This is a genomic window from Pseudomonas sp. P1_F7, from assembly GCF_056405655.1.
In genome coordinates, this window is the sequence record NZ_JBFUBR010000001.1 from 348,803 (window position 1) to 372,335 (window position 23,533).

22 protein-coding genes, 1 tRNA gene and 2 pseudogenes are annotated in these 23,533 nt (G+C 57.8%); 13 read left to right on the top strand and 12 right to left on the bottom strand.

Going from position 1 to position 23,533, the window contains the following annotated elements; all coding sequences use genetic code 11:
* Nucleotides 1-47: 47 nt before the first annotated feature.
* Together AC1D1M_RS01435 and AC1D1M_RS01440 are read right to left on the bottom strand one after the other, a co-directional pair.
* Nucleotides 48-1,442, bottom strand: a complete 1,395-nt coding sequence (locus AC1D1M_RS01435; protein WP_477774190.1) for a D-arabinono-1,4-lactone oxidase — start codon at nucleotides 1,440-1,442, stop codon at nucleotides 48-50.
* A gap of 22 nt (nucleotides 1,443-1,464) precedes the next feature.
* Nucleotides 1,465-1,851, bottom strand: a complete 387-nt coding sequence (locus tag AC1D1M_RS01440; RefSeq protein ID WP_477774191.1) for a c-type cytochrome — start codon at nucleotides 1,849-1,851, stop codon at nucleotides 1,465-1,467.
* Nucleotides 1,852-2,117: 266 nt separating this feature from the next.
* Here AC1D1M_RS01440 and AC1D1M_RS01445 point away from each other — a divergent pair, with 266 nt between their 5' ends.
* Complete coding sequence (locus AC1D1M_RS01445; RefSeq protein ID WP_477774192.1) at nucleotides 2,118-3,743, top strand: NADP-dependent glyceraldehyde-3-phosphate dehydrogenase; 1,626 nt, start codon at nucleotides 2,118-2,120, stop codon at nucleotides 3,741-3,743.
* 44 nt (nucleotides 3,744-3,787) lie between these two features.
* The gene (locus AC1D1M_RS01450) at nucleotides 3,788-4,828 is read left to right on the top strand and encodes an FUSC family protein (protein ID WP_477774228.1); all 1,041 of its coding nucleotides are present in this window, start codon (nucleotides 3,788-3,790) and stop codon (nucleotides 4,826-4,828) included.
* A gap of 15 nt (nucleotides 4,829-4,843) precedes the next feature.
* Here AC1D1M_RS01450 and AC1D1M_RS01455 read toward each other — a convergent pair whose 3' ends face one another.
* Nucleotides 4,844-5,737, bottom strand: a complete 894-nt coding sequence (locus AC1D1M_RS01455) for a DMT family transporter (RefSeq protein WP_477774193.1) — start codon at nucleotides 5,735-5,737, stop codon at nucleotides 4,844-4,846.
* 136 nt (nucleotides 5,738-5,873) lie between these two features.
* Between AC1D1M_RS01455 and AC1D1M_RS01460 the strand changes: the two genes are divergently transcribed.
* Both AC1D1M_RS01460 and AC1D1M_RS01465 read left to right on the top strand, forming a co-directional pair.
* Nucleotides 5,874-6,311 carry an Lrp/AsnC family transcriptional regulator gene (locus AC1D1M_RS01460; protein WP_007973356.1) on the top strand — a complete coding sequence of 146 codons (438 nt, stop codon included), beginning with the start codon at nucleotides 5,874-5,876 and terminating at the stop codon, nucleotides 6,309-6,311.
* Nucleotides 6,312-6,367: 56 nt separating this feature from the next.
* A complete protein-coding gene (locus tag AC1D1M_RS01465) occupies nucleotides 6,368-6,697 on the top strand; it encodes a YceK/YidQ family lipoprotein (protein WP_477774194.1) in 330 nt (109 codons plus the stop codon).
* 60 nt (nucleotides 6,698-6,757) lie between these two features.
* Here the strand turns inward: AC1D1M_RS01465 and AC1D1M_RS01470 are convergent, their stop codons facing one another.
* Nucleotides 6,758-7,429 carry a Bax inhibitor-1/YccA family protein gene (locus AC1D1M_RS01470; RefSeq protein ID WP_007995889.1) on the bottom strand — a complete coding sequence of 224 codons (672 nt, stop codon included), beginning with the start codon at nucleotides 7,427-7,429 and terminating at the stop codon, nucleotides 6,758-6,760.
* Nucleotides 7,430-7,552: 123 nt separating this feature from the next.
* Here AC1D1M_RS01470 and AC1D1M_RS01475 point away from each other — a divergent pair.
* Both AC1D1M_RS01475 and AC1D1M_RS01480 read left to right on the top strand, forming a co-directional pair.
* A tRNA-Ser gene (locus AC1D1M_RS01475) sits at nucleotides 7,553-7,640 on the top strand.
* A gap of 381 nt (nucleotides 7,641-8,021) precedes the next feature.
* Nucleotides 8,022-9,104: a 2OG-Fe(II) oxygenase gene (locus tag AC1D1M_RS01480; RefSeq protein ID WP_477774195.1), complete on the top strand. Its 1,083-nt coding sequence runs from the start codon at nucleotides 8,022-8,024 to the stop codon at nucleotides 9,102-9,104.
* 62 nt (nucleotides 9,105-9,166) lie between these two features.
* Here AC1D1M_RS01480 and AC1D1M_RS01485 read toward each other — a convergent pair.
* From AC1D1M_RS01485 to AC1D1M_RS01500, 4 genes and pseudogenes are all read right to left on the bottom strand, one after another.
* Nucleotides 9,167-9,247, bottom strand: a pseudogene (locus AC1D1M_RS01485) (cell wall hydrolase); the annotation flags it as partial.
* A 420-nt stretch (nucleotides 9,248-9,667) separates the two neighbouring features.
* Nucleotides 9,668-10,007, bottom strand: a pseudogene (locus tag AC1D1M_RS01490) (phage late control D family protein); the annotation flags it as partial.
* Nucleotides 10,008-10,087: 80 nt separating this feature from the next.
* Nucleotides 10,088-10,423, bottom strand: a complete 336-nt coding sequence (locus AC1D1M_RS01495) for a DUF190 domain-containing protein (protein ID WP_477774196.1) — start codon at nucleotides 10,421-10,423, stop codon at nucleotides 10,088-10,090.
* 14 nt (nucleotides 10,424-10,437) lie between these two features.
* Nucleotides 10,438-10,683, bottom strand: a complete 246-nt coding sequence (locus AC1D1M_RS01500) for a CrcB family protein (RefSeq protein ID WP_477774197.1) — start codon at nucleotides 10,681-10,683, stop codon at nucleotides 10,438-10,440.
* Between the two features lie 420 nt (nucleotides 10,684-11,103).
* On the opposite strand from AC1D1M_RS01500, the gene AC1D1M_RS01505 reads away from it, so the two are divergent.
* On the top strand, nucleotides 11,104-11,292 hold the full coding sequence (locus AC1D1M_RS01505; RefSeq protein ID WP_095077032.1) for a ribbon-helix-helix protein, CopG family: 189 nt from the start codon (nucleotides 11,104-11,106) through the stop codon (nucleotides 11,290-11,292).
* A gap of 21 nt (nucleotides 11,293-11,313) precedes the next feature.
* Here the strand turns inward: AC1D1M_RS01505 and AC1D1M_RS01510 are convergent, their stop codons facing one another.
* Nucleotides 11,314-12,975: a SulP family inorganic anion transporter gene (locus AC1D1M_RS01510; RefSeq protein ID WP_477774198.1), complete on the bottom strand. Its 1,662-nt coding sequence runs from the start codon at nucleotides 12,973-12,975 to the stop codon at nucleotides 11,314-11,316.
* A gap of 175 nt (nucleotides 12,976-13,150) precedes the next feature.
* On the opposite strand from AC1D1M_RS01510, the gene AC1D1M_RS01515 reads away from it, so the two are divergent.
* From AC1D1M_RS01515 to AC1D1M_RS01530, 4 genes are all read left to right on the top strand, one after another.
* Nucleotides 13,151-13,381 (top strand): hypothetical protein, encoded by a 231-nt coding sequence (locus AC1D1M_RS01515; RefSeq protein ID WP_046043128.1) that lies wholly within the window; start codon nucleotides 13,151-13,153, stop codon nucleotides 13,379-13,381.
* A 920-nt stretch (nucleotides 13,382-14,301) separates the two neighbouring features.
* Nucleotides 14,302-14,862: a lipid-binding SYLF domain-containing protein gene (locus AC1D1M_RS01520; RefSeq protein WP_477774199.1), complete on the top strand. Its 561-nt coding sequence runs from the start codon at nucleotides 14,302-14,304 to the stop codon at nucleotides 14,860-14,862.
* A 235-nt stretch (nucleotides 14,863-15,097) separates the two neighbouring features.
* Nucleotides 15,098-16,312, top strand: coding sequence for a sodium/glutamate symporter (gltS, locus tag AC1D1M_RS01525; RefSeq protein WP_477774200.1), 1,215 nt, complete (start codon nucleotides 15,098-15,100; stop codon nucleotides 16,310-16,312).
* 59 nt (nucleotides 16,313-16,371) lie between these two features.
* Complete coding sequence (locus AC1D1M_RS01530; RefSeq protein WP_477774201.1) at nucleotides 16,372-17,265, top strand: LysR family transcriptional regulator; 894 nt, start codon at nucleotides 16,372-16,374, stop codon at nucleotides 17,263-17,265.
* Here AC1D1M_RS01530 and AC1D1M_RS01535 read toward each other — a convergent pair.
* From AC1D1M_RS01535 to AC1D1M_RS01545, 3 genes are all read right to left on the bottom strand, one after another.
* Nucleotides 17,253-18,425, bottom strand: coding sequence for a (R)-mandelonitrile lyase (locus tag AC1D1M_RS01535; protein ID WP_477774202.1), 1,173 nt, complete (start codon nucleotides 18,423-18,425; stop codon nucleotides 17,253-17,255). The two genes, AC1D1M_RS01530 and AC1D1M_RS01535, sit on opposite strands and share 13 nt — an antisense overlap.
* Nucleotides 18,426-18,443: 18 nt before the next feature.
* Nucleotides 18,444-19,499, bottom strand: a complete 1,056-nt coding sequence (locus AC1D1M_RS01540) for an alpha/beta hydrolase (protein ID WP_477774203.1) — start codon at nucleotides 19,497-19,499, stop codon at nucleotides 18,444-18,446.
* A gap of 61 nt (nucleotides 19,500-19,560) precedes the next feature.
* Nucleotides 19,561-20,655 (bottom strand): alpha/beta hydrolase, encoded by a 1,095-nt coding sequence (locus AC1D1M_RS01545; protein WP_477774204.1) that lies wholly within the window; start codon nucleotides 20,653-20,655, stop codon nucleotides 19,561-19,563.
* A 207-nt stretch (nucleotides 20,656-20,862) separates the two neighbouring features.
* On the opposite strand from AC1D1M_RS01545, the gene AC1D1M_RS01550 reads away from it, so the two are divergent.
* Complete coding sequence (locus AC1D1M_RS01550; protein ID WP_477774205.1) at nucleotides 20,863-21,162, top strand: hypothetical protein; 300 nt, start codon at nucleotides 20,863-20,865, stop codon at nucleotides 21,160-21,162.
* Nucleotides 21,163-21,322: 160 nt separating this feature from the next.
* Nucleotides 21,323-23,062 carry a dipeptidase gene (locus tag AC1D1M_RS01555; RefSeq protein WP_477774206.1) on the top strand — a complete coding sequence of 580 codons (1,740 nt, stop codon included), beginning with the start codon at nucleotides 21,323-21,325 and terminating at the stop codon, nucleotides 23,060-23,062.
* Nucleotides 23,063-23,533 lie beyond the last annotated feature (471 nt).

A 23,533-nucleotide genomic window follows, 5' to 3' on the forward strand; every position in this document is an offset into this window, starting at 1 on the left:
GCCGACACCCGCGGCGCCAAGCAAGAAATTGCGGCGATTGACGGCCATCAGCTCACCCCCAGAATGGAAGACAGATGCGCATTGAGAAATTTGCCGCTGGGGTCGAGCGCCTGCCGCACCTGGATGAACTCCTGCCAGCGCGGGTACAGCGGCTGCAGGCTTTTCGCGTTCAGCGTGTGCAACTTGCCCCAGTGCGGCCGGCCGTTGTACTTCCAGAAAATCGGCTCGACGGCGGCGAAGAAGTTGTGATGATCCATCTGGTAATGCTGGTGGACCGAGATCGAACAGCTGTCGCGGCCTTCGAACATGCTCAGGGGAATGTCGTCGGCCTTGACGTACCGGTATTCAATCGGGAACCAGGTGCGCAGGTCCTTGTCCTGGATCAGTTTGAGGATCTCGCGCAAACAGGCCGGGCCGTATTCGGCCGGCACGGAATATTCCATTTCGTTGAAACGCACCGTGCGCACGTTGGCGTAGATGTCGAACGACTCACCCACCCGGTCATCGAAACTGGCCAGGTGGCGCAGGCTATTGAGCAGGGTGCGGCGCAGGTCCGGGAAGTCGCTGGCGTATTTGTCGATCTTCTCGATCAGCGTGACAAACTCGTTGCCACCCTCCTCGTCCGCCGGCACCGGCGGTGTGGCCGGGTCGGTGGTTTCGTTCAGGGCGATCGACAAGGCGTAGTCGGAATGGGTCACCACGAGCATTTCCCAGTGCTGGTTTTCCCGGGTGTTCTTGTCCAGGTCCTCCAGCAACTCTTCGGTTTTGGCGATCCACTGCCGCTCCCGCAAGCGATACGCCGGGCGGTTTTGCAGGCGCACCTTGCTGGCCACGCCCAACGCCCCCAGAGACACCCGGGCTGCACTGAACACTTCAGGATGGCGGCTGGCGTCGCAGTCCAGCACGTCGCCGCTGGCGGTCACCAACTGCAAGCCGCAGACATGCGCCGAATACGATTGATAGTGCTTGCCGGTACCGTGGGTCGAGGTCGAGATCGCGCCGGCCAGGGTCTGATAGTCGATGTCAGCCATGTTTTGCAGGGCCTGGCCGATGTCCTTGAGCGGCGTGCCCATGCGTGACATCGGCGTGCCGGCGGCGAACTCGGCCTGCAGCGTTTTCGCATCGTGATCGAGCAAACCGGTGAAATAGCTCAGCGACAGCAAGGTGCCGTCGGTGGGAACCAGCGCGCTGAAGGAATGCGCCGAACCCACCGGACGAATCTTGCCGGGGGACTGGCGCACCACTTGCGTCAACTCATCCAGGTTCTTGGGCGCCAGCCGCGCCGCCGGCAGGCAACTCTGGCCGCCCGACCAGTTGCGCCAGGGAATCAGGCGTGGCGCGCGCAGCAGCTCGGCCAGTGCCGGGGTCGAGCCAAGCGCGGTAAAGGCGCCAATGACGCTCGCCCGTTGCAATAACTGACGCCGTGTCAGGTCCATCGTCATGAATCGCACCCTGCCGTTCTTGTTATTGGATTTGCTGGCCGGACATAAAGGCAATCAGCGCCAGGAACTGTTCTTGCGAACACTGCATGCACATGCCCATCGGCGGCATGCCGTTGTAACCGTTGATCGCGTGGTCGAGCAGCGTGTCGGCGCCCTGCAATACCCGTGGTTGCCAGGCCTTGATGTCGCCGGTCAGCGGCGCTCCGGCCGCCGGGTTGGCGTGGCAAAGCTTGCAGCTGTTGTCGTAGACCTGCGCCAACTCGGTGTCGGCGGGCCTCGCGGCACCTGCTTCGCTGCGGGTCGGCGGGTTTTTCGGCTCTTCGCCGCACCCCGCCAGCAACGCCGCAAAGACGCACCCCGCCAAGGCCAAACAAAGGCTAGGCTTTTCAGTTAATCGGCTGGCCCGCATGGCTGTCCTCTCATTGGCTGCCCGGTCAGCCGGGTGCACCTTTTTTGTTGTGATCAAGACGAGGTCAACACTAAGGCACCCGGCGTGGGCGGGTTGAGGGCATTGGGGGCCAACAAGGGGAGCTTCTGAGGCCATGACTGATGGGTTCGATAAAACCGCGATCCTTCACGCTGTGCGGCAAAACGCTGAAACGAGTCATGACAAGGGCTGCTGAGGTCTGCTAAAACGATTCATCAATGCATCACCCAATCCAGAGGGGTAGCGACATGACCATAGCCAATATTCTCCAGAACCTGTTCCCAAGCCCCGCCGATATCCCGGAAAAGTACCGCCTTGACGGCCAGACCGAGCAGCGTGAGTACCTGGTCGATGGCGTGCTGAAAACCTGGAACGGGCCACTGGCTCAGGTCCGCAGCCCGGTGTACCTGACCGGCCCGAATGGCGACGAGCAAGTGATCCTCGGCAGCACACCGTTGCTCGATGCCGAGACCGCATTGACCGCCCTCGACGCTGCCGTGCGCGCCTACGACCGCGGCCAGGGATTGTGGCCGACCATGCGCGTGGCCGAGCGCATCCAGCACGTCGAAACCTTCCTCAGGCGCATGCGCGAGCAGCGCGACGCCGTGGTCAAGTTGCTGATGTGGGAAATCGGCAAGAACCTCAAGGATTCGGAAAAGGAGTTCGACCGCACCTGCGACTACATCGTCGACACCATCAACGCGCTCAAAGAACTCGACCGTCGCTCCAGCCGTTTCGAACTGGAACAGGACACCCTAGGCCAGATCCGTCGCGTGCCGATGGGCGTGGCCCTGTGCATGGGGCCTTACAACTATCCGTTGAACGAAACCTTCACCACGCTGATCCCGGCGCTGATCATGGGCAACACCGTGGTGTTCAAGCCGGCCAAGCTCGGCGTGCTGCTGATTCGCCCGCTGCTGGAAGCCTTCCGCGACAGCTTCCCGGCCGGGGTAATCAACGTCATCTATGGCAGCGGCCGCGAGACGGTCAGTGCGCTGATGGCCAGCGGCAAGATCGACATCTTTGCCTTCATCGGCACCAACAAGGCCGCCAGCGACCTGAAAAAACTCCATCCGAAACCACACCGCTTGCGCGCAGCACTGGGCCTGGATGCGAAAAACCCGGGTATCGTCCTGCCGGAAGTGGATCTGGACAATGCGGTCAGTGAAGCGGTGACCGGCTCGCTGTCATTCAATGGCCAGCGCTGCACGGCGTTGAAGATCCTGTTTGTCCACGAAGACGTGGTCGAGTCCTTCATCGACAAATTCAATGCCAGACTTGCCAACCTCAAACCCGGCATGCCCTGGGAAACTGGAGTAGCCCTGACGCCCCTGCCGGAGTCGGGCAAGGTCGACTATCTGCATGCACTGGTGGCGGACGCCGAGAGCAAAGGCGCCAAGGTGGTCAACCCCAACGGTGGGGAGGCTCGTGCGTCGTTTTTCTACCCGGCGGTGCTGTACCCGGTCACGCCGCAGATGCGCGTTTATCAGGAAGAACAGTTCGGCCCGGTCATCCCCATCGTGCCATACCGTCATCTGGATACCGTGATCGACTACGTGCTGGAGTCGGACTTCGGCCAGCAATTGAGCATCTTCGGCACCAACCCGGTGGCGGTCGGCCGGCTGGTGGACACCTTCGCCAATCAGGTCGGGCGCATCAACCTCAATGCCCAGTGCCAGCGCGGCCCGGACACCTATCCCTTCAATGGTCGCAAGAACTCGGCCGAAGGCACCTTGTCGGTCCATGACGCCCTGCGGGTGTTTTCGATCCGCACCCTGGTGGCCACCAAGTTCCAGGAAACCAACAAGGACCTGATCAGCGAGATCATCAGCGGCCGCAGTTCGAGCTTCCTGACCACCGACTACATCTTCTGAGGAGAGCCAGCCTGAGTACATCCAGAGCCCATCGATTGCCACCGTTGCTGCGCCGGTTGCTGCGTCCGTTGCTGGACCCGTACCGGCGCTACCGTCATGCCCGGGTGATCCATGCGGTGCGAGTGTCGCTCGGGTTGCTGGCGACGATCCTGCTGACCACCGGCATCCATCTGCCCCACGGTGAGTGGGCGTCAGTGACGATGCTGGTGGTGATCGGCGGCTTGCAGCACCATGGCAACATCGGCAAGAAAGCCGCCGAGCGCGCCATCGGCACCTTGATCGGCGCCGGTGTCGGCCTGGCGTTGGTGGCACAACAGGCCTGGCTCGGGATGCCGTGGCTGACTTATTTTGCGATGTCGGTGGTCTGTGGGTTTTTCTCGTATCACGCCATCGGCAAGGGCGGATACACCGCGCTGCTGTCGGCGATTACCGTGTTTATCGTCGCGGGGCACGGCGACAACCCGGTCACCGATGGCTTGTGGCGCGGGGTGGATATCCTGATCGGCATTGCGCTGGCCCTGGCGTTTTCCTTCGCCCTGCCGCTGTATGCGGTTTACTCCTGGCGCTACAACCTGGCCGATGCGTTGCGTGATTGCGCGAAAATCTACGGGCGCATCATTGACGGCCAAGCCATCACTGCCGACGAACACCTCAAGCTCATGACTCGCCTGAATGCGGTGATGGTGCAACTTCGCTCACTGATGCCGTCGGTGTCCAAGGAAGTGAAGATTTCCATGACTGAACTGGATGCCATCCAGCGCAATCTGCGCATGTGCGTCAGTACCCTGGAAATCCTCGGCAATACCCGACCGGATGTCAACGACCCCGAGGCGATGACGCTCCTGCAAACGGCATTGAAAGCCGAGCATCGACAGATTCGCGTGCAATTGATCGGCATGGCCCGGGCGTTGAAATCAGGCGCCGCCCAGCGCCTCAATCGGCCCATGGATTTGCCGCTGGTCAGCCTTGATACGCCGGTCTACAGCACGCTGGACGGGTATCGCCTACTGACTCAACAACTGGCCGCCAACGTCAGTGAGATGCGCCAGCGACTGGCCAGTAACGCGTCGCGCTGGAACATCTGACGCCTGGGTCGCGGGTTACGGCGTCACCGTGCGCCGAAACTTCAGCGACCAGCCTTGTTGCATGCCGGCAGCGGCCAGCAGAATCGCCGCGACTCCGATCCATTGCAGTGGCTCCAGGCGATGGCCGAAGGCAAACCAGTCGACGAAAATCGCCGCAATCGGGTAGATGAAGGACAGCGCGCCTGTCAGGGCAGTCGGCAGTTTTTGAATCGCGCCGTACAGCAACACGTACATCACGCCGGTGTGCACCATGCCCAGCGTCACCAGGCTGGCCCACGCGCTCGGCGCCTGCGGCAATACCGAAAGATTCGCGAATGGCGCGAGCAACAACACGCCAGTACTGACCTGGATCAGCGCGATCAAATGCGGCGGGGTTCCCGTCAAACGCTTGATGATCAATGCGGCAATCGCATAGAGAAACGCTGCACCCAAGGCCAGGGCAATGCCCATCAGGTAATCGCCGCCGCTCTCGCCCTCGCTGCCATGGGCGCTGACAATCGCCAGCATCCCGAGAAACGAAACGCCCAGCCAGGTCAGTTTCTGCGCGGTGATCTTTTCGTTGAGGAACAAAGCCGCCAACCCTACCAGCATGAACGGCTGGACGTTATAGACGGCGGTGCCGATGGCAATCGACGCCCGGGAATAGGACGCGAACAACAGCACCCAGTTGCCGACAATCGCCACACCGCTGAGCACCGCCAGCAGGAAGGTCGTGCGGGTCAGAATACCGGGGCGCAGAAAGCCGAACGCCGCGCAAATCAGCAGCAAGGTGCCGGCACCGAACAGGCAGCGCCAGAACACCACATCCAGCACCGGTTGCCCGGACACCAGCACGAACCAGCCGATGGTGCCGGAGATCAGCATGGCGGCCGTCATTTCGAACGAACCGCGGCGTAGGGTTTTGTCCATCATCAGACTCCTGTATTTGTGGCCAAAGTATGCCAATGCACCCAGGCGCTACTCCAGAGCAAAAAGCAGGCTAAACTCGGGATCTACCTTTTTTATCAAGGCAGTTTTGAAAAAATGCCTAACAGAGGATTTCGCCATGACCGATGACATCGACCAGGTGCTGATCACGGCCCTGATGGAAGACTCGCGACGTTCGCTCAAGGCCCTGGCGCAAATCAGCGGCCTGTCCTCCCCCAGCGTCGCCGAGCGTCTGCGCCGCCTGGAAGAGCGCGGCGTGCTCAAGGGCTACACCGTAGAAATCGACCCGAAAAGCTTTGGCTATCAACTCCAGGCCATCGTGCGCATTCGCCCGCTGCCGGGCCAACTGCAGGAAGTGGAACGGCAAATCATGGCCATTCCCGAATTCACCGAGTGCGACAAGGTCACCGGCGACGACTGCTTCATCGCGCGCCTGCATGTGCGCTCGATGGAACAACTGGACACCCTGCTCGACCGCCTCAATACCCACGCTGAAACCAATACGGCAATCGTCAAGAAGACTCCGGTCAAGCGCCGGTTGCCGCCTATGGCGTGAGTGATATTTGTTTCAGCCTGAAGTAGATTGACGGTTTCCGGCGAAGGATTGACGGCATGAAAATTCAGGCAATGCTGCTCGTAGCAATGATGCTTGCGGGTTGCGGCACGATTCAAACGGTTGTACGCAGTGACGAAGTAGCCGCAAAAAGCCTCAAGGACAAAAAGAGTTATTGCGGCGCGGTACCGCGAATCTACAGCGGCGTGACCTACGACTTCTGCTACCTGAACGCGCCCCTCGAAGAGGGTCGGGATGCGCAGGTACATGGCCCTGCCCCCGCTATTGTACTGATCGATGTGGTCATCTCTGGCGCGCTCGACACCTTGTTGTTGCCCTACACCATCTACCGCCAGCAAGCCGACGGCAGCATCGTTATTGTCGAATAGTCCTGAGTTCCAGGTAATAAAAAACCCGCCTTAGCGGGTTTTTTAGTTCAAGGCCTACGATCAATCGTCACGACCCATGATGCCGAACAGCTGCAACAGGCTGACGAACAGGTTGTAGATCGATACATACAGGCTGATGGTGGCCATGATGTAGTTACGCTCGCCGCCATGAATGATGGCGCTGGTCTGGAACAGGATGCAGACAGAGGAGAACAGCACGAAACCTGCGCTGATCGCCAGTTGCAGACCGCTGATCTGGAAGAACATGCCCGCCAGCGTCGCACCCAGCAGCACGAAGAAGCCTGCCGTGATGAAACCGCCGAGGAAGCTCATGTCCTTGCGGGTAATCAGCACATACGCCGACAGACCGCCGAACACCAGCGCCGTCATCGCGAAAGCCGAGCTGACCACTTCAGCGCCGCCCTGCATACCCAGGTAACGGTTGAGGATCGGGCCCAGCAGGAAACCCATGAAACCGGTCAGGGCAAATGCCGACACCAGGCCCCAGGCCGAATCACGGAGTTTGTTGGTGAGGAAGAAAAGACCGTAGAAGCCGATCAGCACCACGAAAATGTTCGGGTAGCCAACACGCATCTGCTGGGCAACGTAAGCTGTCACACCGCTGAATGCCAGGGTCAGGGCGAGCAAGCCGTATGTGTTGCGCAGGACGCGGCTAACCTCTAGCTGCTCAGCCTGCACGCTGTTATTAACTGCGTAATCCTGTTCGCGCATGGCGACACTCCTGTTGGTTTGAAACGTTCAGTCGCAAAGATCATAACAGACGCTCTGTAACAAGCTATGCAGAGAGTTTGACAGTGTGTTTCATTCAGGTATTATGGCGCCCGCAACGCAAACGGAGGTGTGGCCGAGTGGTTTAAGGCAACGGTCTTGAAAACCGTCGACTGTAACAGGTCCATGAGTTCGAATCCCATCGCCTCCGCCATCTTTATACGACAAGGCCCTGATTATTCAGGGCTTTGTCGTTTCTGGGGTTTGGTGGCTGGATGCGTCGGTGACGCGATCGTTTCCGCATCTTTTTGCCTATTTCCGCCCCCCTCATAAAACTACGGCAAATCCTTTCTGAACCGCCTCTTCTTCGACGTCCTGTCGATCGCTTAAAACTCCCTTCATCAGCGTTCTGGGCAGCTTCATAAAGACTGAACTAGCTTTACGAGTGCTTGGAGTTCTTTCTGCTTTGGCATCGCAGTGAACGGCACCGTAGGCCAATTTGTACGCGGCACCTTTGGGGAAGAGGCAGTGCTCAGCATGAGTCTCCTGGCTTTGTTCCTAATAGCGATCCACTGCCTACCGGCAAGGAGTTGTGATGCGCGCCACAGCGTTTTCAGTCGGTGGACCTGCCCCTTGGTTCCATTGCCGCACTCAACAAAGAGAGAGTTTTTGTTTCGACACTATTGCCGGTCGGTATGTAGTGCTTTCTTTTTTTGGTTCTGCGGCTGATCCCGCATCAATTAAAGTTCTGGAAGGTGTTCGAGCCCATCGCCAGCGGTTCAATGACGATCATGTCTGCTTCTTTGGTGTTTCCGTAGATCCAGAGGATGAAAAGCTGAAGCGGGTAGAAAGTTCGATACCTGGCATGCGCTTCATCTGGGACTTCGATCGGTCAGTTAGTAAGCTCTACGGTACATTGCAGATAGACGGCAGCATCAGGCAAATGACCTACGTGCTGGATCCTGCGTTACGTGTCCTGGCCATCGTCCCGATAGAGACGCCGGTTGATAACCATGTACCCTCGTTAATGCGCTTTCTGGATAGATTGCCCGCACTGGCGCCGCCACATGCCGCCACTCCACATGCACCAGTCTTGGTGATTCCCCGTATATTTGAGCCCAAGCTGTGTAAAGCACTAATAAGTTACTACGACGAACGTGGCGGAGAGGAGTCCGGGTTTATGGTGGAGCAGTCGGGCAAAACCGTCCACATCACCGACCATGGCCACAAGCAACGTCGTGACTGCATTATTGAAGACGAGGTTCTATCCAAAGCATGTTCGTTGCGTATAGCCAACCGTCTGCTTCCAGAGCTACATAAAGCGTTTCAGTTCAATGCCACTCGAATGGAGCGCTATCTGGTGGCCTGCTACAACAGCGATGAAGGCGGGCATTTCCGGCCCCATAGGGATAACACCACGAAGGGTACAGCGCATCGCCGTTTTGCCGTTTCCTTGTTTCTTAATACGGGAGAGTACGAAGGCGGTTTACTGCATTTTCCAGAGTTTGGAAAAATGCTTTACAGCGCTCCAACAGGAGGAGCTGTGGTGTTTTCGTGTTCACTGTTGCACGAAGCCACTCCTGTAACCAAAGGTCGCCGTTATATGTTTCTCCCGTTTCTATACGATGATGCTGCTCGCGTCGTTCGAAAAGAGAATCTTCCATTTCTTGACAGCTGACACGTGCTCAACACAATTTAGCGGTCATTACAGACGGCCTTGAATGCTAGCTCGTTGTCAGACTGGCCACTCAACGACTCGCCGCGTGCCTCACCCCACAGGGTGCGTGCAAGAATGTCGCGAGCTTTTTCTGTTTCGGTCATGGTTTTCTCCAGGCGTAAAAAAGCCCGCTCTTGGCGGGCTTAAGGAAGGATCAGCAGCAGCTACGACTAATGCTGCCGGCGTACTTAACATTCGTTTTTCAGAAAAATGTAATCGTTCGCTGGCTATTCATTTTATCCTCGCTACCATCAGGGAACGGATGATCTTTAACATCGGGGATACCATGAGCAGCGCGAACAAACATGGATGGAAATGGGCTTATCACAAGCTACGCGGGCTGCACTGTTCGCGCTCAACAGCCCTGTATCGAGCGACCCGCTTTATTTTTTGGGGCGATACAGGAACGTTTACCAGTGAAGACAACTGGCAGAAAATACGTCTTCGACGCTAAGTGCGTCGCTCTCCCATGCTTTGCGCCAGGCATAAAAAGCTGCGCAGGGCCGTGATGGTTGTTCTGTAGCCTAGGCAAGGCTGACGACCTTGACCGGTTTTGCCGCTTTCTTCTTGGCCTTGGCTTTCGCCTTGCCCTTCTTGCCGCCGTTGCACTCGACGGTAGTGGTCCAGCCGGACTGGGTAAACACCTGCTCGGTCGAATCCACCAGATACTCGCCATCGAGCCCGACCTTGAAGCCCTGAACGTTGATCGTCATTTCTGCAAACAAGTCGATGCGCCCGACCATTTCCAGGCGTACCCCGGCAGTGGATCGATTGAACGCGGCCAGGCGCGCCTTGGCGGCCGTCTCGGCGGCGGATTTGTTAGGGTGGATGCCGGTCGGTATGCACCGCCGGCAGGCCGTCCTGGGCACTTTGGTGGCCACCGTTGCGTCTGATCTCACGACTGATCGTAGAGGCTGCTCGCCCATCTGCTTCAGATGTCTAGTCTAGTGATTGGACTGGTTGGCCTGTCTACCCACGTCTCCGAACTCAACCGGGGTCTTTATGTAAAACAAGGAAATATCTTCGGCCTCAAGTCGTTCGAACAGGCGAACAAACTCTTCTTCGGTAATTGCCAAGCGGATCTCGGTTGGTTGATCGGCCAGCTCAAAAAAATGCGAGGAATGCAGTTTCCCTGAATGCCCAAACCCTTCGATACCGGTTGCCAAGGTAGCCCCACGCAGCCCCATTTCTTTGGCCAAATCGACGAGCCAGTCACCCAGCATTTTTCCGTGATGACGGCGGTTCTGCTGGGTAAAGAAAATCACCAAAAAGCCCTTCATGACTGCTCACCTCTCTAGCGCGTGCCAATCAATTGAAACGAGAGAAGCCCTGCGGCGGTCATCGCCAGCGAGCCTGCGACGTGCAGCGAAATGGCGCAAATTGCCCAAAGAAGCCTGCCTTCTTGAATCAAGGTGACAGTTTCAGCTGAGAACGTAGAGAAGGTTGTCAGACCTCCGCAGAAGCCGGTGATGATCAGTAGCCAGCGCAACCAGGCCCCGAGTGATCCGCCAATAGCGATTACGAGCAGTGATCTCAGCATAGCTTAACGTCTCCTCGCGGCGTGAACAGGCGAGAGGTCTCTGACAACTGGATGAGCAGATGGGGGATTAACGGGGGGCTTGAAATCACGATCCTGTCCCAATAAGTAGGGGGACAGGGAGACACACCACTGCCCTTCCCCACAGGCAGCAATCGGCCATTTCCGGTCGCTCGTGACTGATCACAGTCGACCCGTTGCAGGCAGGCGGCCAGCTTGGAATGAATCTGTTCCCTTCCTACCGGATGGGGATTATCCATGCTGAGTCGAAGCAGATCCGGCTCATCACCCACCGTGAGAACCAAATCTTTACTTGTGAGTAAAGTCGAGGTGGCGAGCAGCAAGCCGCCTGTACAGTGACAGCACAGAACAAGGCAATTACAATTTGATTAACATCCAGCGACTTGAGCGATTGAATACCCTATGGAAAGCAAGACTGCGCGCCTCACTGTGCTCATTGATCCCGTCAAGAAAAAAGCTTTCGAGGAACTGTGTGCAGCACAAGACCTGACGTCTTCGCAGGTTGTCCGCCAACTGATTCGTGACTACCTGGACACTCACGGCGCCAGCTATTCGACCAAGAGCAAGCATGCCGCCAGTACCAAGTCATAACCCAATACTGGCAGTTAGTCTCTAGAGGGTCGACGTACCCTCTACGTGACTGACAGCTTTAGCCAGCGCGGTGTTGAAGTCTACGTGGTAATGCTCCGGGCCAATTTCTTGCAGGATACCCACCCTATCAAGCTTGTTGAGCACCTTCGTGTTCGCTTCGCAGAGTTTCACCACGATATTGCGCTTGTGCAGCTGCTGAATGACCTCCTCCAACACTTGCAGGCCTGTGATATCCATAAACGGTACGCGCTTCAGACGGATAATCAACAGACGTGGGTCGGTATGGGTCTGTGCTAACACACGCTCGAAGGTCTCAGCCGCACCAAAGAACAGTGGCCCTTCAATCGTATAAATCAGTATCCCTGGCGGCAAGTGAACATGGCCATTGGCCCTCAACTCTTCTTCAAGTTCGTGCTCGACTATCTGCTGCACCTCCACAGATGAGGCCATGCGGCGCATGAAGTGCAGCATCGCGAGAATGACGCCGATATTCACGGCGATCACCAAGTCACTGAACACTGTAAGGCTGAAGGTTATGAGCAGGATAGACACGTCTGCGCGTGGGGCTCGCTGGACCATGCGCTTGAAGTGTTTCAACTCGCTCATGTTGTACGCGACCACGAAAAGAATGGCGGCCAAGGCGCACAGTGGGATATTTGAGGCTAGAGGTGCCAGAAACAGAATAATAAGCACCAAGGTGACCGCGTGCATAATGCCGGCCAGCGGGCTTGTGCCGCCGTTACGGATATTGGTTGCAGTACGGGCAATGGCGCCGGTAGCTGCGAAGCCGCCAAACAATGGCGTGACCAAATTAGCCACCCCCTGACCGATCAGTTCCTGATTGGAATCATGCTTGGTGCCCGCCATGCCATCGGCCACCATTGCGGACAACAGCGATTCGATCGCTCCAAGCATGGCGATAGTGAAAGCCGGACCAATCAAATCGATGACGCGAGACAGCGTGATTTCAGGCAGGCTAAACGCTGGAAGACCTTGAGGTATGCCACCAAATGCGCTGCCAATCGTGGCTACCCCATCGAAATGAAAGGTTGACTGTATCGCTGTAGCTACCGCCATTGCGACTAGCGGGCCAGGCACCCGTTTGAGACCGGGAATTTTGGAAGCGGTGATTACCAGGAAAAGACTGAGTGCAGCCAGCAGGGTGGTGGCCATATGAAGATCCGGGAGCGCCTGTAGCAAATGCCAGAGCTTTTCATGGAAGTGCTCTCCACTGATCGTCGGTAAACCGAAAAAGTCTTTCCACTGTCCGACCCAGATGATCACGCCGATGCCCGCAGTGAATCCGACGATCACCGGGTCGGGGATAAACTTGATGATTGCACCGAGGCGGGCCATCCCCAGCAATAACAACATGGCCCCCGCCATCATCGTGGCGATTTGCAGACCGTCAACACCATGCTTGGCCGTGACTCCCGCCAGAATCACGATGAACGCACCTGTCGGTCCGGCAATCTGCAAGCGGCTTCCGCCAAAGAGTGAAACCAGCAGACCACCGATGATTGCGGTGTAGATGCCTTGCTCAGGTTTGACGCCAGATGCAATGGCAAACGCCATTGCAAGGGGGAGCGCCACGACCCCGACGATCACGCCAGACACCAAATTGCGGAGCCAATGCTCTCGCCCCAACAACCCCGCCTTCCATGCCTCACCTATCGCAATCATGGCTAGCTCCTCAGTGGATGCATGTGCATAATATTAACATACAGTGATAATTGAAATGCCCTTGATCCACTGCTTCGTGCGGTTGGAGATGTTTATAGAGAAAGTTCAGATGGAGCTGGGCGGGCATGCACTGCAAATAGAGAATCTTGAGAGCGCGTGTAGCGTGGTGACTGACATGAATCGTAAAACTGTGAAAAGCAAACACGCCGAAGGCGTGACCTTTGACACCCATGTGATCGCAAACCCGACCAACCCCAAGGAGTGGATCGTGTTTTTCAAGAAGGATGCCGGGAGAAGTTATTTCTTGGTTGATGACAACGAGGAAGTCGAGTCTTTCGGGCATCTGGATGACCTGATCGCCGAGCTTCGAGACTTGGGCCTCAAGACCGCTGAAATCCACTTTTAACCCTTGGATTGCGCCCTGGAGACATGATCATGTCAGTGAAAATCGAGTACCTATCCAGTCAAAGCGAAGCTCTTTGGTCTGTATGTTTTGGCATCAGACGAGTTCAGTTTCGGCATGAAAAAAGTGCTCAGGACTATGCTGCCAAGCTCAAGGAGAGAATCGAGGCTCCGCATGTTTACCCTCGATGTGGTCAGCCAGCGAAAATTCATAGTTTATAGGGACAGGCGAGGTCGAACCCCACCTAGCATGTCTATCTGCTTGTTCTACAAAGGATCCGGTTGAACTCGGGACCTTCGGTAAAAAGGCCGAGCAGCCCAATCGCCAGTCTTGATATCTGTAACAGACAGGCGTGTTACTACAAGGGAGTGACTGTTTTTGGCCGGTTGATGCCTGATATGACAGGCAGCTATATTGGGTCGATTGGTGTCTTTCAACGCTCCCGAAAACACGCCAGAATTCGTTTCCGCAAGTAAGATTCCAACCATTGATTTTAGCGGCATACAGAGGATCGATGAACGCTCGTTTGCGGAAACAAACGAAGCTGATTACTCAGGGCTTTGTCGTTTCTGGGGTTTGGCTTTACCTGCCGCCTCTGGTCGTATCGTTTGCGCATCTTTTCGACCCTTTCCGCACATCCTCGGATTCAATCGACGCCACCGGCCACCACTCGAAATCCCGGAGCTTGACTTGTTCTTCGACTGGGCCCGGCAAATCCGGCAGCGAACCCGGCCATGACGCAGTGGTCATAATATCTGATGGCATCGCAAGTGATCAGTGGCCCCAAGCCAGCTTCCTTCACGAGCGAAGTTTGCAATTCACACATTTCAGGGTGCGCCGGATAACCTCAGCGGACTCGGTTCCTGCCTGACGCAGGCGCTGACCGCTGCTCTCATCCATTGCTCCCTCAGCGGAGTACGCAAATGACTCAATCAATGCGGTTCTTCCTCTCGTTCTTCCTCGCGATTGCAACATTGGCATCGGCCAGTTTCCTGAACAATGCCGCAGCGGCCAGCGCCGAGGATCTGAATGCCGACGCTCGACAGGCGTTGCAAACGCTCTACAAGACCCATCCATTCTCCGAAACCATCTCGCACAAAGCCAAGGCGGTGCTGGTTTTCCCGAACATCATCAAGGCGGGTCTTGTGTTCGGCGGCAGCTATGGCGAAGGCGTACTGATGAAAGGCTCGAAAGTAGAGAATTACTACAACTCCGTCAGCGGTTCATGGGGGCTGCAGGCCGGTGCCCAGTCATACGGCTATGTGGTTTTCCTGATGACCGATAAAGCCGTGAAATATGTAGCCGAAACCAAAGGCTGGGAAATCGGTGTAGGGCCTACGGTTGTTGTAGTTGATGAGGGGGCTGCGAAGAACCTGTCCAGCTCGACGCTGAAAGACGACGCCTACGCGTTCATCTTCGACCAGCAAGGGCTGATGGCGGGGGTCAGCATCGAGGGAACGAAAATCTCTCTGATCAAGCGCTAACGTCAGCCGTTTGATTGACCATCGGGAGCGTGATGGCGGCCTATGCCAACCCGGATGGGCTTTCCCGTTTAGGCTAGGCTGTCCTCACTCCTGGCGCACAGACGTAGCTGATGATTGGGGGGCTACCTGAACGAGCAAGGCTGGCATTGGCTGTATCGACCGTTCATTGATACGGGTCTAAACATTGAATGACCGAATCCTGATAATGATTTTTCAGTATTTAGGTAGGCCTTAAATGACTTCACAGCTCTTCCAGGTTCACGGCCTCGTGAGTTTTACACTCGCCATCCTCCTGCTTTTCCTCGGCAAAACCCTCGTCCAGCACAACGCTTTTCTCCGTCAGTACTGTATTCCCGAATCGGTCGTCGGCGGCTTCATCTGTGCGGCGGTGACGTCCTTGCTTTACTTCGGTCTGAATATCCAGATCGAATTCGATCTGCAAGTTCGCGACACCCTGCTGCTCTATTTCTTTGCCGGCATTGGCTTGAAATCGGACATGCGCCAACTGCTCAAGGGTGGGCGCCCGCTGCTGATCCTGCTGTTACTCGCCGCTGTGTTCATTCTTCTGCAGAACTCGCTGGGCATGGCTGTGGCCGAAGTTTTTGGACTTGATCCCAAGGCGGGCTTGATGGTGGGCTCCATTTCCCTCACGGGTGGGGTGGGCACCACCCTGGCCTGGGCACCGCTGTTCGTCGAAAAACTGGGAATCGGTAACGCGCACGAACTGGGCATCGCCAGCAACACCGTCGGCCTGATTGCCGCTTGCGTCATCGGCGGCCCTATCGCCAACCAACTGATACGTCGCTATCGACTGACGCCGTCCAGGGATGCGGAGCTGGAAGTCGGCATTCTCGAGCAACAACCGAGCAGGCCACTGGACTACTACGATGTGCTCTGGGCCTGGATGTGGCTCAACCTGACCCTGATGCTCGGCTATGGACTCAATCTGCTGCTGGTCGATGCCGGCATCACCCTGCCCAAATTTGTCAGCTGCCTGTTCGCGGGTATCGTCCTTCACCACCTCGTTCTGGCCTTTGTGGGTGATCAACGACTGAAAACCTGGAGCGGTGCCAGCCTGGGCCTGTCGCTGATCTCCGATATCTGTCTGGGCATGTTTTTGACCATGGCCCTGATGGGGCTTCAGCTATGGCAACTCAACGGCGCCCTGATGTTCATTCTGTGCGCATTGACCCTGCAAATTCTGCTGACGGTCGCCTATACGTATTTTGTGGTCTTCCGCTTCATGGGGCGCGATTACGAAGCCAGCGTGATTGCTTCCGGATTCGGCGGGATTGCTCTCGGTTCCACGGCGACGGCCATCGTCAACATGTCGACCGTGACGCAAAAGTACGGTGCGGCGCACCAGGCCTTCCTGATCGTGCCGCTGGTGTGTGGCTTTTTCATTGACTTGGTCAATGCCGTGATCATCAGTATGTTCAGTGGTCTATAGCTCTACGATTGGTCCCGTGAATGGCATAATCGCAACCGGTTCATAACAGGTGCGTATCAATGACCGTCGAAAGCTACGACCAACTGGCGATCTTCTCGGCCGTGGCACAAGAGCGCAGTTTCACCCGTGCCGCCGCCAAGCTGGGTATGTCGCAGCCGGCCTTGAGCCGCGCCATGCGCCAGCTGGAGGATCGACTGGGTGTCAGGTTGCTGTCTCGCACTACGCGCAGCGTTTCGCCGACGCAAGCCGGTGAGCATCTGCTACGAGTGATCACCCCCAGGTTCGAAGAGATCGATAACGAGCTCGCGTTGCTCAACGAATTTCGAGACAAGCCGGCGGGCAAATTGCGGATCACGGCCGGCGAGCATTCAGCGATCACGATTCTGCACCCTGTGCTCGCAAAATTGCTGCCGGACAATCCCGACCTCAACATCGAAATCATCGTCGACTACGGCTTGACCGACATCGTCGCGGAAGGTTTCGACGCCGGCGTCCGGTTAGGTGAGCAGGTCGCCAAGGACATGATCGCCATGCGCATCGGCCCCGATATGCGCATGTCGGTGGTCGGCTCCCCGGCGTATTTCGCCCGATATTCGAAGCCAAACGTCCCGATTGATCTGATGCAGCACAACTGCATCACCCTGCGCATGCCGACTTACGGTGGGCTGTATCTGTGGGAGTTCGAGAAGAATGGCCAGGAATTGAACGTCCGCGTCGAAGGCCAACTGGTGTTCAACAACATTGCCATGCGCCTGGAGGCCGCCCTTCAAGGGTTGGGCCTGGCCTATATGCCGGAAGACCTGGTGCAGGAGCATGTCGCGCAGGGCCGGTTGATCCGCGTGCTCGCGGACTGGTGCGAGCCGTTCTCTGGCTACCACCTCTATTACCCGAGCCGGCGCCAGAGCTCGCCGGCCTTTACCTTGCTGCGCGAAACCCTTCGCTATCCGGGCTGATTGGCCTGGGTGGCGTCGAGAGCCTTGTCGGCCCGCTTCGCCGCATCGGCATCGCCCTGATCGGCCAGTAGCCGGGTCAGCTGACGCAATTGCGCGACGGTCAGACCGACCCGCAGGCTGGCGACCATGTGCGAGCGCAGTTGTGACTCTACGCCGGGGGTGGCAGCCAGCGCTGCGACGGTCGCCAGCTCGCGACTTTGCCAGTCAAGGTTGTCGCGCTCGAAAATGTCGCCGAACAAATGCGCTTGCAGGTACTGGTTGATGACGGGGACGAAGTCGAACAACGGCCCCTGCACCGGTGCTCCGGCAATGCGCGTCTGGTTGGCCTTGCCGACCGACAGCAACTCATCGCCGACGGGAATGACGCGACCGGGCTCGCGCCCCGGATCGTCCTGAACGCCGTGCTGTTTGCGCGCGTCAACCACTTTCATCAACTCGCCCAGTGCATTGAGGCTGCGCGGAAAGCCGCTGTAGGCGTAGAGCTGCACCAGTATTTCCTTGGCCTCGCTGACCGTCAGCCCGGCATCCAGCCCCTGGTTCAAAGCCGTATTGAGTCGGGGAATATTGCTCGTGGCCATGGCGGCGGCAATCAACGGGATGGCCTGCTGTCTGGCGGACAACGTCTCTGAGGCGGGTTGAGCCGCAGGCAAGGTCTGCGGCTCAACAGGACCCCGGGCGCCGTATTGGTCATCGGTGACTTTCTCCAGCCACTGCACGCTTTTGCCCTCTACCGTACCGGTCACGGCCAGGTGCGTCATGACGCTCGCCGGAGCAGCCCCGTGCCAGTGCTTGACACCCGGCGGGCAGACAATCACATCGCCCGGATGGATTTCCTGCACGGGCTTGCCCCACTCCTGCGTCAGGCCCACACCGGACACCACCACCAATCGCTGGCCGGCAGGATGGGTGTGCCAGGCCGAACGCGCGCCCGGCTCGAAGGTGACGTAAGCGCCAGACGCATTGTTCTCGCCCGTGGCGGGAAACAACGGATCGACGCGCACCCGCCCGGTGAAGTAATCCTCAGGTCCCGCGACCGGAGCCTGGCTGCCTGCTCGGCTGATCTGCTGGGCGGCCCTGGGTTCACTGATACTGTCTGCATCCGCAGCACCGGCGAAGGGAGCCGCGGCACACACCGCGATGCCAAAAAGCGTGTTTTTCATGATGAAGGATCCTTAAGGTCAGAGCGTTCTGGCGTAGAACGCGTTCAACTGGCCAATGGCGACGTCCACATACTCAGGCACCCAATAGGTTTCGATATGGGTCGCGCCGTCGATGGTGAACAGCTTCTTGTCCCGGGTTCCGGTGGCCTTGGCGAACGCTTGCTCCGACATGTACAGGCTGTCGGCCTTGCTGCCGGCGATCATCAGCAACGGCTTGTCGATCAGTTCGATCTGATCCGTGGCATCGAAACTCATCAGGTCCAGCAGGCTGCTCTGGGTGTACCTGAAGGTCGAATTCGGGTGGGCGTGGGTCTTGCCGTAATACTCGTAACCCTGCCGATACAGATCGAACGGCAGCTTGGCGATCTGCTCATCGGTCAGCTTCGCGTCGCCGACATAGAGCAACTCCCCTCCCGCCGCTTCCTGCGCGCGGGCAGCCGAAGCCTGTTGCAAGCGCTCCTGGATCGTCGACAGTTGCGAGTCCCGGTAACCATTGCGGCGTACCAGCCCGGAGTTGAACATGCTCACGGTCGCGATCGACTGGAAGCGCTTGTCGGTTTGCGCCGCCCTCAACGAATAACCCCCGCCGCCGCAGATACCGAGCAAGCCCAGTCGCGTGCTATCGACGCCGGGATAGCTGGCGATGAAGTCCGCCATGCCATGGATGTCCTCGATGCGGTACGCGGGCTTGTCGATGTTGCGCGGCTCGCCACCGCTGGCCCCCTGATACGCCGCATCCGCCGTGATGGTGATGTAGCCCTGGTCAGCCAGGCGCTGGGCGTACAGGCCGGCGACCTGCTCTTTCACGCCGCCATTGGGATGCGCCACGACGACGGCCGGATATTTCTTCGCCGCGTCATAATTGACCGGGGTGTAGACGTTGGCGGCAATGTCCAGGCCGTTGAGTTTGTAGGTGACCGGGTGGATGTTGACCTTGCCCGGCTCGTTCTTCACCAGCGCGCCAGCGTAGGTCAAGGTGTAGGGATTCTGTTTGTAGTCCGCCGCCTCGGCTTCAACGCCCGACATGCCGATCATGGCGGCCATGAGAGTGGCCTTTATCGTGGTTCGCATCATGTGAATACTCCTGACAATTCCTGCTTCCAAGGGTGTGCGGCAGCGATTGCCATGCTCGTTATCAATCCAGGTTTTTCTCGGCGAGAAACTGCGAAACCAGGTCTGCGATCTCGACGTTGTTCAGGTCGGAAAACGGAAAGTGGCTGTTGCCCCTGATACCGATCTCGGGCAAGTGAATGAGCCGCACGTCGCCGCCATGGCGGTTCACGGCGTCTCGCCACAGTCGAGCCATTTCAAGCCGGGCACGCCAGCTGTCCTGTGCCGGCAAACGAACCGGTTTGTCCGGGATGTTGTCGCCGTAGACGATCAGAATGGGGATGTGGGTCAGCGCGTCGAACTGCGTCTTCGATACGACCTGTGCTGAGAGTGTGTCGAACGCACTGGGAATCGGCGCCGGAACCTCGCCTTCTGGAAACACGAAGCTGCTTCCCGGTTCGAACGCCACGATGGCCCGCACATTGTGGCTCTTGATCGCCGTCATCCAACCCGGTCCACCGCCCTGCGAATGGGTGAACAGGATGGCCGGCCCGGTCTTTTCCAGCAGCGCGGACACGCCATCGGAGGCGACTTCAATGTCGTAAGGACCGGTGTTGGGCGTCATCGAACGGAAGAATTGCTCCAGTGCCTGCGGCCCACGGGGAAATTGGCTGCCCTCGAAGGTCTCGGGCCACAGGCCAATGCGGAACTGGTTGAACCACAGTTGCTCGTCCGGCACCGGCTTGATCGTCGCTTCCGCCAGGCTACGCCCCGCATCGCCACGGCGCGGCTGGTCGATCAGGTAAGTGGAGAAACCACGGCGCAGGAAGATGTTCTGGAACCCTTCCCGGCCATCGGCCGTGGTTTCCCAGGACTTCGCGGATTGCCCCGCGCCATGCCACATGACGATGGGCAACGGGTGAGCGTCGACCGGCACCTGATAGAACGCATACACATGGTCCCCATGGTAGGTCTGGCCATCAGGCATCATCGGCTTGTAGGGATCAAAGCGACCTGGTTGGGTGATCAGCCCCCCGCCGGCCATCAGGCTTCCCTGTTCCTTGATGATCAGCGGGCTGCGCTCCTCAGCGTCCACGAGTGCACCGGTAGTCAGTGTGAAACAGAGCGTACCCGCCTTGATTGCTGCGTGCGCGTACTTGCGGATGGAATCCTGGGTCATGAGTTGCTCTCGACTTGTAATCGCAGGGATGCAACTTACCGCTCAGGTATTAATTTATGAATAGATGCAATCGGATAGCACTAATACCAAAAACACATAACTCTATTGGTAGAGGCAAAACCCGGCCGAAGGTGGATGAGGTCCTGATTGGGGCCTAATCTGAATAGGCACGACCTTGAATACACCTCTTGATACAGGGGAACCGGGATGACGGGAAAAACTGCGCGCCAATGCTCGCCATGGATCCTGCTTTCCCTGCTCGCCATCGACCTGGCACTGACAGCGGGATGTTCAGGCAAAGCCGCCACGGCTCGATATTCAGCCCCAAACACTGGTTCAACCTGCTATGCAAAAGCCCTCCCCACTGTCGGCGAAGGTGGCCTCGCCTGGGCCGATACCCTGGACATGGCTCGCCAGAAATCCCTGGATAATTGCATCCGTTATGCGGGCCGATCCGGCGGCACACCGAATACCTGCCAAGTGGTGATGGCGGAATGTAAACATTGATAGAGCGGTTTTTCGTTTCTGCGCCGCTTTTGCATTTTTGTGCGACAGATCCCACTTCAGGGGCTCCCGTTTCACACGCTCGTGGTGGTAGTTTGCAAATGTTTCTGATCAAGCGATCAGATATTTCTTACAAACCGCCTGCAAAGGAATGCCCCCAGCAATGGATTTTTCACTCAAGCACCTGGCTGCGACCACCCTCATGCTCGCCAGCCTTTCATCGTTCACCACCGCTGCCCACGCCAACATCACCCCGCAACAGAACGCGATCATCCTCAAGACCTTCAGTGATGCATCGGTCAAGGATTTCAGGCAGTTCCTGGGAAGTCTGGCCAAGAGCGATGTCGCCAAAACCAACGACCTCGGCCCGGCCATCCGTGCGTTTCTCGAAAACAAGACGCTTACCGCCGGGCAGCAAAATGAAATCCATCGCCTGCTTGGCCTCTATGCCCGGGTGAAATACGGCAGCGCGGCCACCGAAACCTTGAAGGAGCTGGTGGCCATTCCGACCGTGCGCGTGGACGGTGTTAACCAGCACGACAATCCTGAATTCCTCAAGATTGCCGAGAAGATCAAGGGCCTCGCCCAGGCGTTCAACCTGAACTTTCGCAACATCGACAACCGCATCTATGAGATCTCCCTGGAAGGCTCCGGCGATGAAGTCGTGGGCATTCACGCCCATGCCGATGTGGTGCCGGTGACGCCGGAGAACTGGGTGCTGCAGGATGGCACCCGCCTCGATCCGTTCAAGGTCACCCTGGTCGGCGATCGCATGTATGGCCGCGGCACCGAGGATGACAAGAACGGCATCGTGGTGGCGCTCTACGCCATGAAGATCATCAAGGAAGAGCAGCTGCCGCTGGCCAGAAATTTCAAGCTACTGGTCGACACCACCGAAGAGACCACAGGCGACGCTATCCCCTACTACTTCGAACGCAACCCGACCCCCAACTACAACCTGGCGATGGATGGCGGCTACCCGGTGGTGATCGCCGAGAAAGGCTACGGCACGGTCATGGCCAGCTTCGCCAAACGTAACGCTCAAGGCAAAGGCGCGGAAATCACCTCGATGACCGGCGGCCTGGCCACCAACCAGATTCCGTCGACATCGGTGGCGACCCTGGTGACCGACAAGCCCGCCGAACTGGCCGCCAGCCTGCAAAAGGCCGGCACCGAGTATGCCAAGCGCAACGGTGGCAACTTCGAGGTGGCCGCCAGGGTCGACGGTAAGGACGTCAAGCTGACGGTCACCGGTGTTTCCGCCCACTCCTCCGAGCCTGAGTCCGGTGTCAACCCGGTGGCCAGGATGCTCGACTTTATCAATAGCCTCGACGGCAAGGTCGCGCTCAAGCACAACCAGATCACTGACGCCGCCCGCTACGCCGCCGACAACTGGGGACTGGACTATCTGGGTGGCAAGTTGGGGGTCGGTTTTGCCGATGAGTTCATGGGCCCGCTGACCGCTTCCCTGACCTATGTCGGGATGGATGACAAAGCCTTCAAACTCGCGGTCAACCTGCGCGTGCCGAAGGGCAAATCACCTGAAGCGCTCAAATCCGAAATCGCCGGAAAGCTGGACGCCTGGAGCAAGAAGACCCAGATAGCACCGGCCTTCGACCTGTCGATTGCCGAACCGATGTACCGCAACCCCGAGGGTGAATGGGTCAAGGCCCTGCTCGCGGTGGCCAGCGAAAACCTCGGCATGGAACACAAGTTCGGCACCTCCGCCGGCGCCACGTCGGTGCATGAACTGCCCAACGGCGTGCAATTTGGCCTGGCCATGCCGAACCTCAAATACACCGGCCACAACGACAACGAGTTCAAGACCACCGAGCAATTCCTGCTGGACTTGCAGATCGTGACCGAAATGATGGGCCGCATCGGACAATTGCCAAAACTTTGATCCCCCTTCGGACCCGCCCTTCTGGCGGGTCCAATTCCAAACCTGTGGCGAAGGGGCTTGCTCCCGTCGGATAAAACCGGGGAGGCATCTGAAGCAAGCTATGGGTCTTCGGGCACCCGCCAGGACATTGCGCAGCGGCTATCGGGCTCAAAACCGCAGCCATACTCTTGTGCCAGGATTTCTGCCAGTGATCCCACGTCAATTTTTTCTGAGTTTCGGTGTAATAGATCCGAGGTCTCTGCTTCATCTGCAACACGCCTTCTGCTTACACAGAATTTAGTTGTGTTACATCGACCGGTTGAATCCACAGTCGATTGCAGCCCTTCAAGCCAGGGCGCTATCGGCCAGGGGCGGACTTCGAGACAGCAAACCTCAAAGGGGCCGAACACTAAGGCCGTTGGCTATTTAAACAGCGGCTGCCTAGAACTTTTCCCTATTTATCGGTCTATGTGGATAGGCACATCCACTCGC

Coding starts and splice junctions, on each gene's coding strand:
- AC1D1M_RS01505 (WP_095077032.1), top strand. CDS start 11,104: ATGGAAAGCAAGACTGCGCGCCTCACTGTGCTCATTGATCCCGTCAAG.
- AC1D1M_RS01500 (WP_477774197.1), bottom strand. CDS start 10,683: ATGCTGAGATCACTGCTCGTAATCGCTATTGGCGGATCACTCGGGGCC.
- AC1D1M_RS01495 (WP_477774196.1), bottom strand. CDS start 10,423: ATGAAGGGCTTTTTGGTGATTTTCTTTACCCAGCAGAACCGCCGTCAT.
- AC1D1M_RS01545 (WP_477774204.1), bottom strand. CDS start 20,655: ATGACCCAGGATTCCATCCGCAAGTACGCGCACGCAGCAATCAAGGCG.
- AC1D1M_RS01535 (WP_477774202.1), bottom strand. CDS start 18,425: ATGAAAAACACGCTTTTTGGCATCGCGGTGTGTGCCGCGGCTCCCTTC.
- AC1D1M_RS01460 (WP_007973356.1), top strand. CDS start 5,874: ATGACCGATGACATCGACCAGGTGCTGATCACGGCCCTGATGGAAGAC.
- gltS (WP_477774200.1), top strand. CDS start 15,098: ATGACTTCACAGCTCTTCCAGGTTCACGGCCTCGTGAGTTTTACACTC.
- AC1D1M_RS01455 (WP_477774193.1), bottom strand. CDS start 5,737: ATGGACAAAACCCTACGCCGCGGTTCGTTCGAAATGACGGCCGCCATG.
- AC1D1M_RS01510 (WP_477774198.1), bottom strand. CDS start 12,975: ATGATTGCGATAGGTGAGGCATGGAAGGCGGGGTTGTTGGGGCGAGAG.
- AC1D1M_RS01540 (WP_477774203.1), bottom strand. CDS start 19,499: ATGATGCGAACCACGATAAAGGCCACTCTCATGGCCGCCATGATCGGC.
- AC1D1M_RS01515 (WP_046043128.1), top strand. CDS start 13,151: ATGAATCGTAAAACTGTGAAAAGCAAACACGCCGAAGGCGTGACCTTT.
- AC1D1M_RS01550 (WP_477774205.1), top strand. CDS start 20,863: ATGACGGGAAAAACTGCGCGCCAATGCTCGCCATGGATCCTGCTTTCC.
- AC1D1M_RS01440 (WP_477774191.1), bottom strand. CDS start 1,851: ATGCGGGCCAGCCGATTAACTGAAAAGCCTAGCCTTTGTTTGGCCTTG.
- AC1D1M_RS01530 (WP_477774201.1), top strand. CDS start 16,372: ATGACCGTCGAAAGCTACGACCAACTGGCGATCTTCTCGGCCGTGGCA.
- AC1D1M_RS01445 (WP_477774192.1), top strand. CDS start 2,118: ATGACCATAGCCAATATTCTCCAGAACCTGTTCCCAAGCCCCGCCGAT.
- AC1D1M_RS01435 (WP_477774190.1), bottom strand. CDS start 1,442: ATGACGATGGACCTGACACGGCGTCAGTTATTGCAACGGGCGAGCGTC.
- AC1D1M_RS01480 (WP_477774195.1), top strand. CDS start 8,022: ATGCGCGCCACAGCGTTTTCAGTCGGTGGACCTGCCCCTTGGTTCCAT.
- AC1D1M_RS01555 (WP_477774206.1), top strand. CDS start 21,323: ATGGATTTTTCACTCAAGCACCTGGCTGCGACCACCCTCATGCTCGCC.
- AC1D1M_RS01470 (WP_007995889.1), bottom strand. CDS start 7,429: ATGCGCGAACAGGATTACGCAGTTAATAACAGCGTGCAGGCTGAGCAG.
- AC1D1M_RS01465 (WP_477774194.1), top strand. CDS start 6,368: ATGAAAATTCAGGCAATGCTGCTCGTAGCAATGATGCTTGCGGGTTGC.
- AC1D1M_RS01520 (WP_477774199.1), top strand. CDS start 14,302: ATGACTCAATCAATGCGGTTCTTCCTCTCGTTCTTCCTCGCGATTGCA.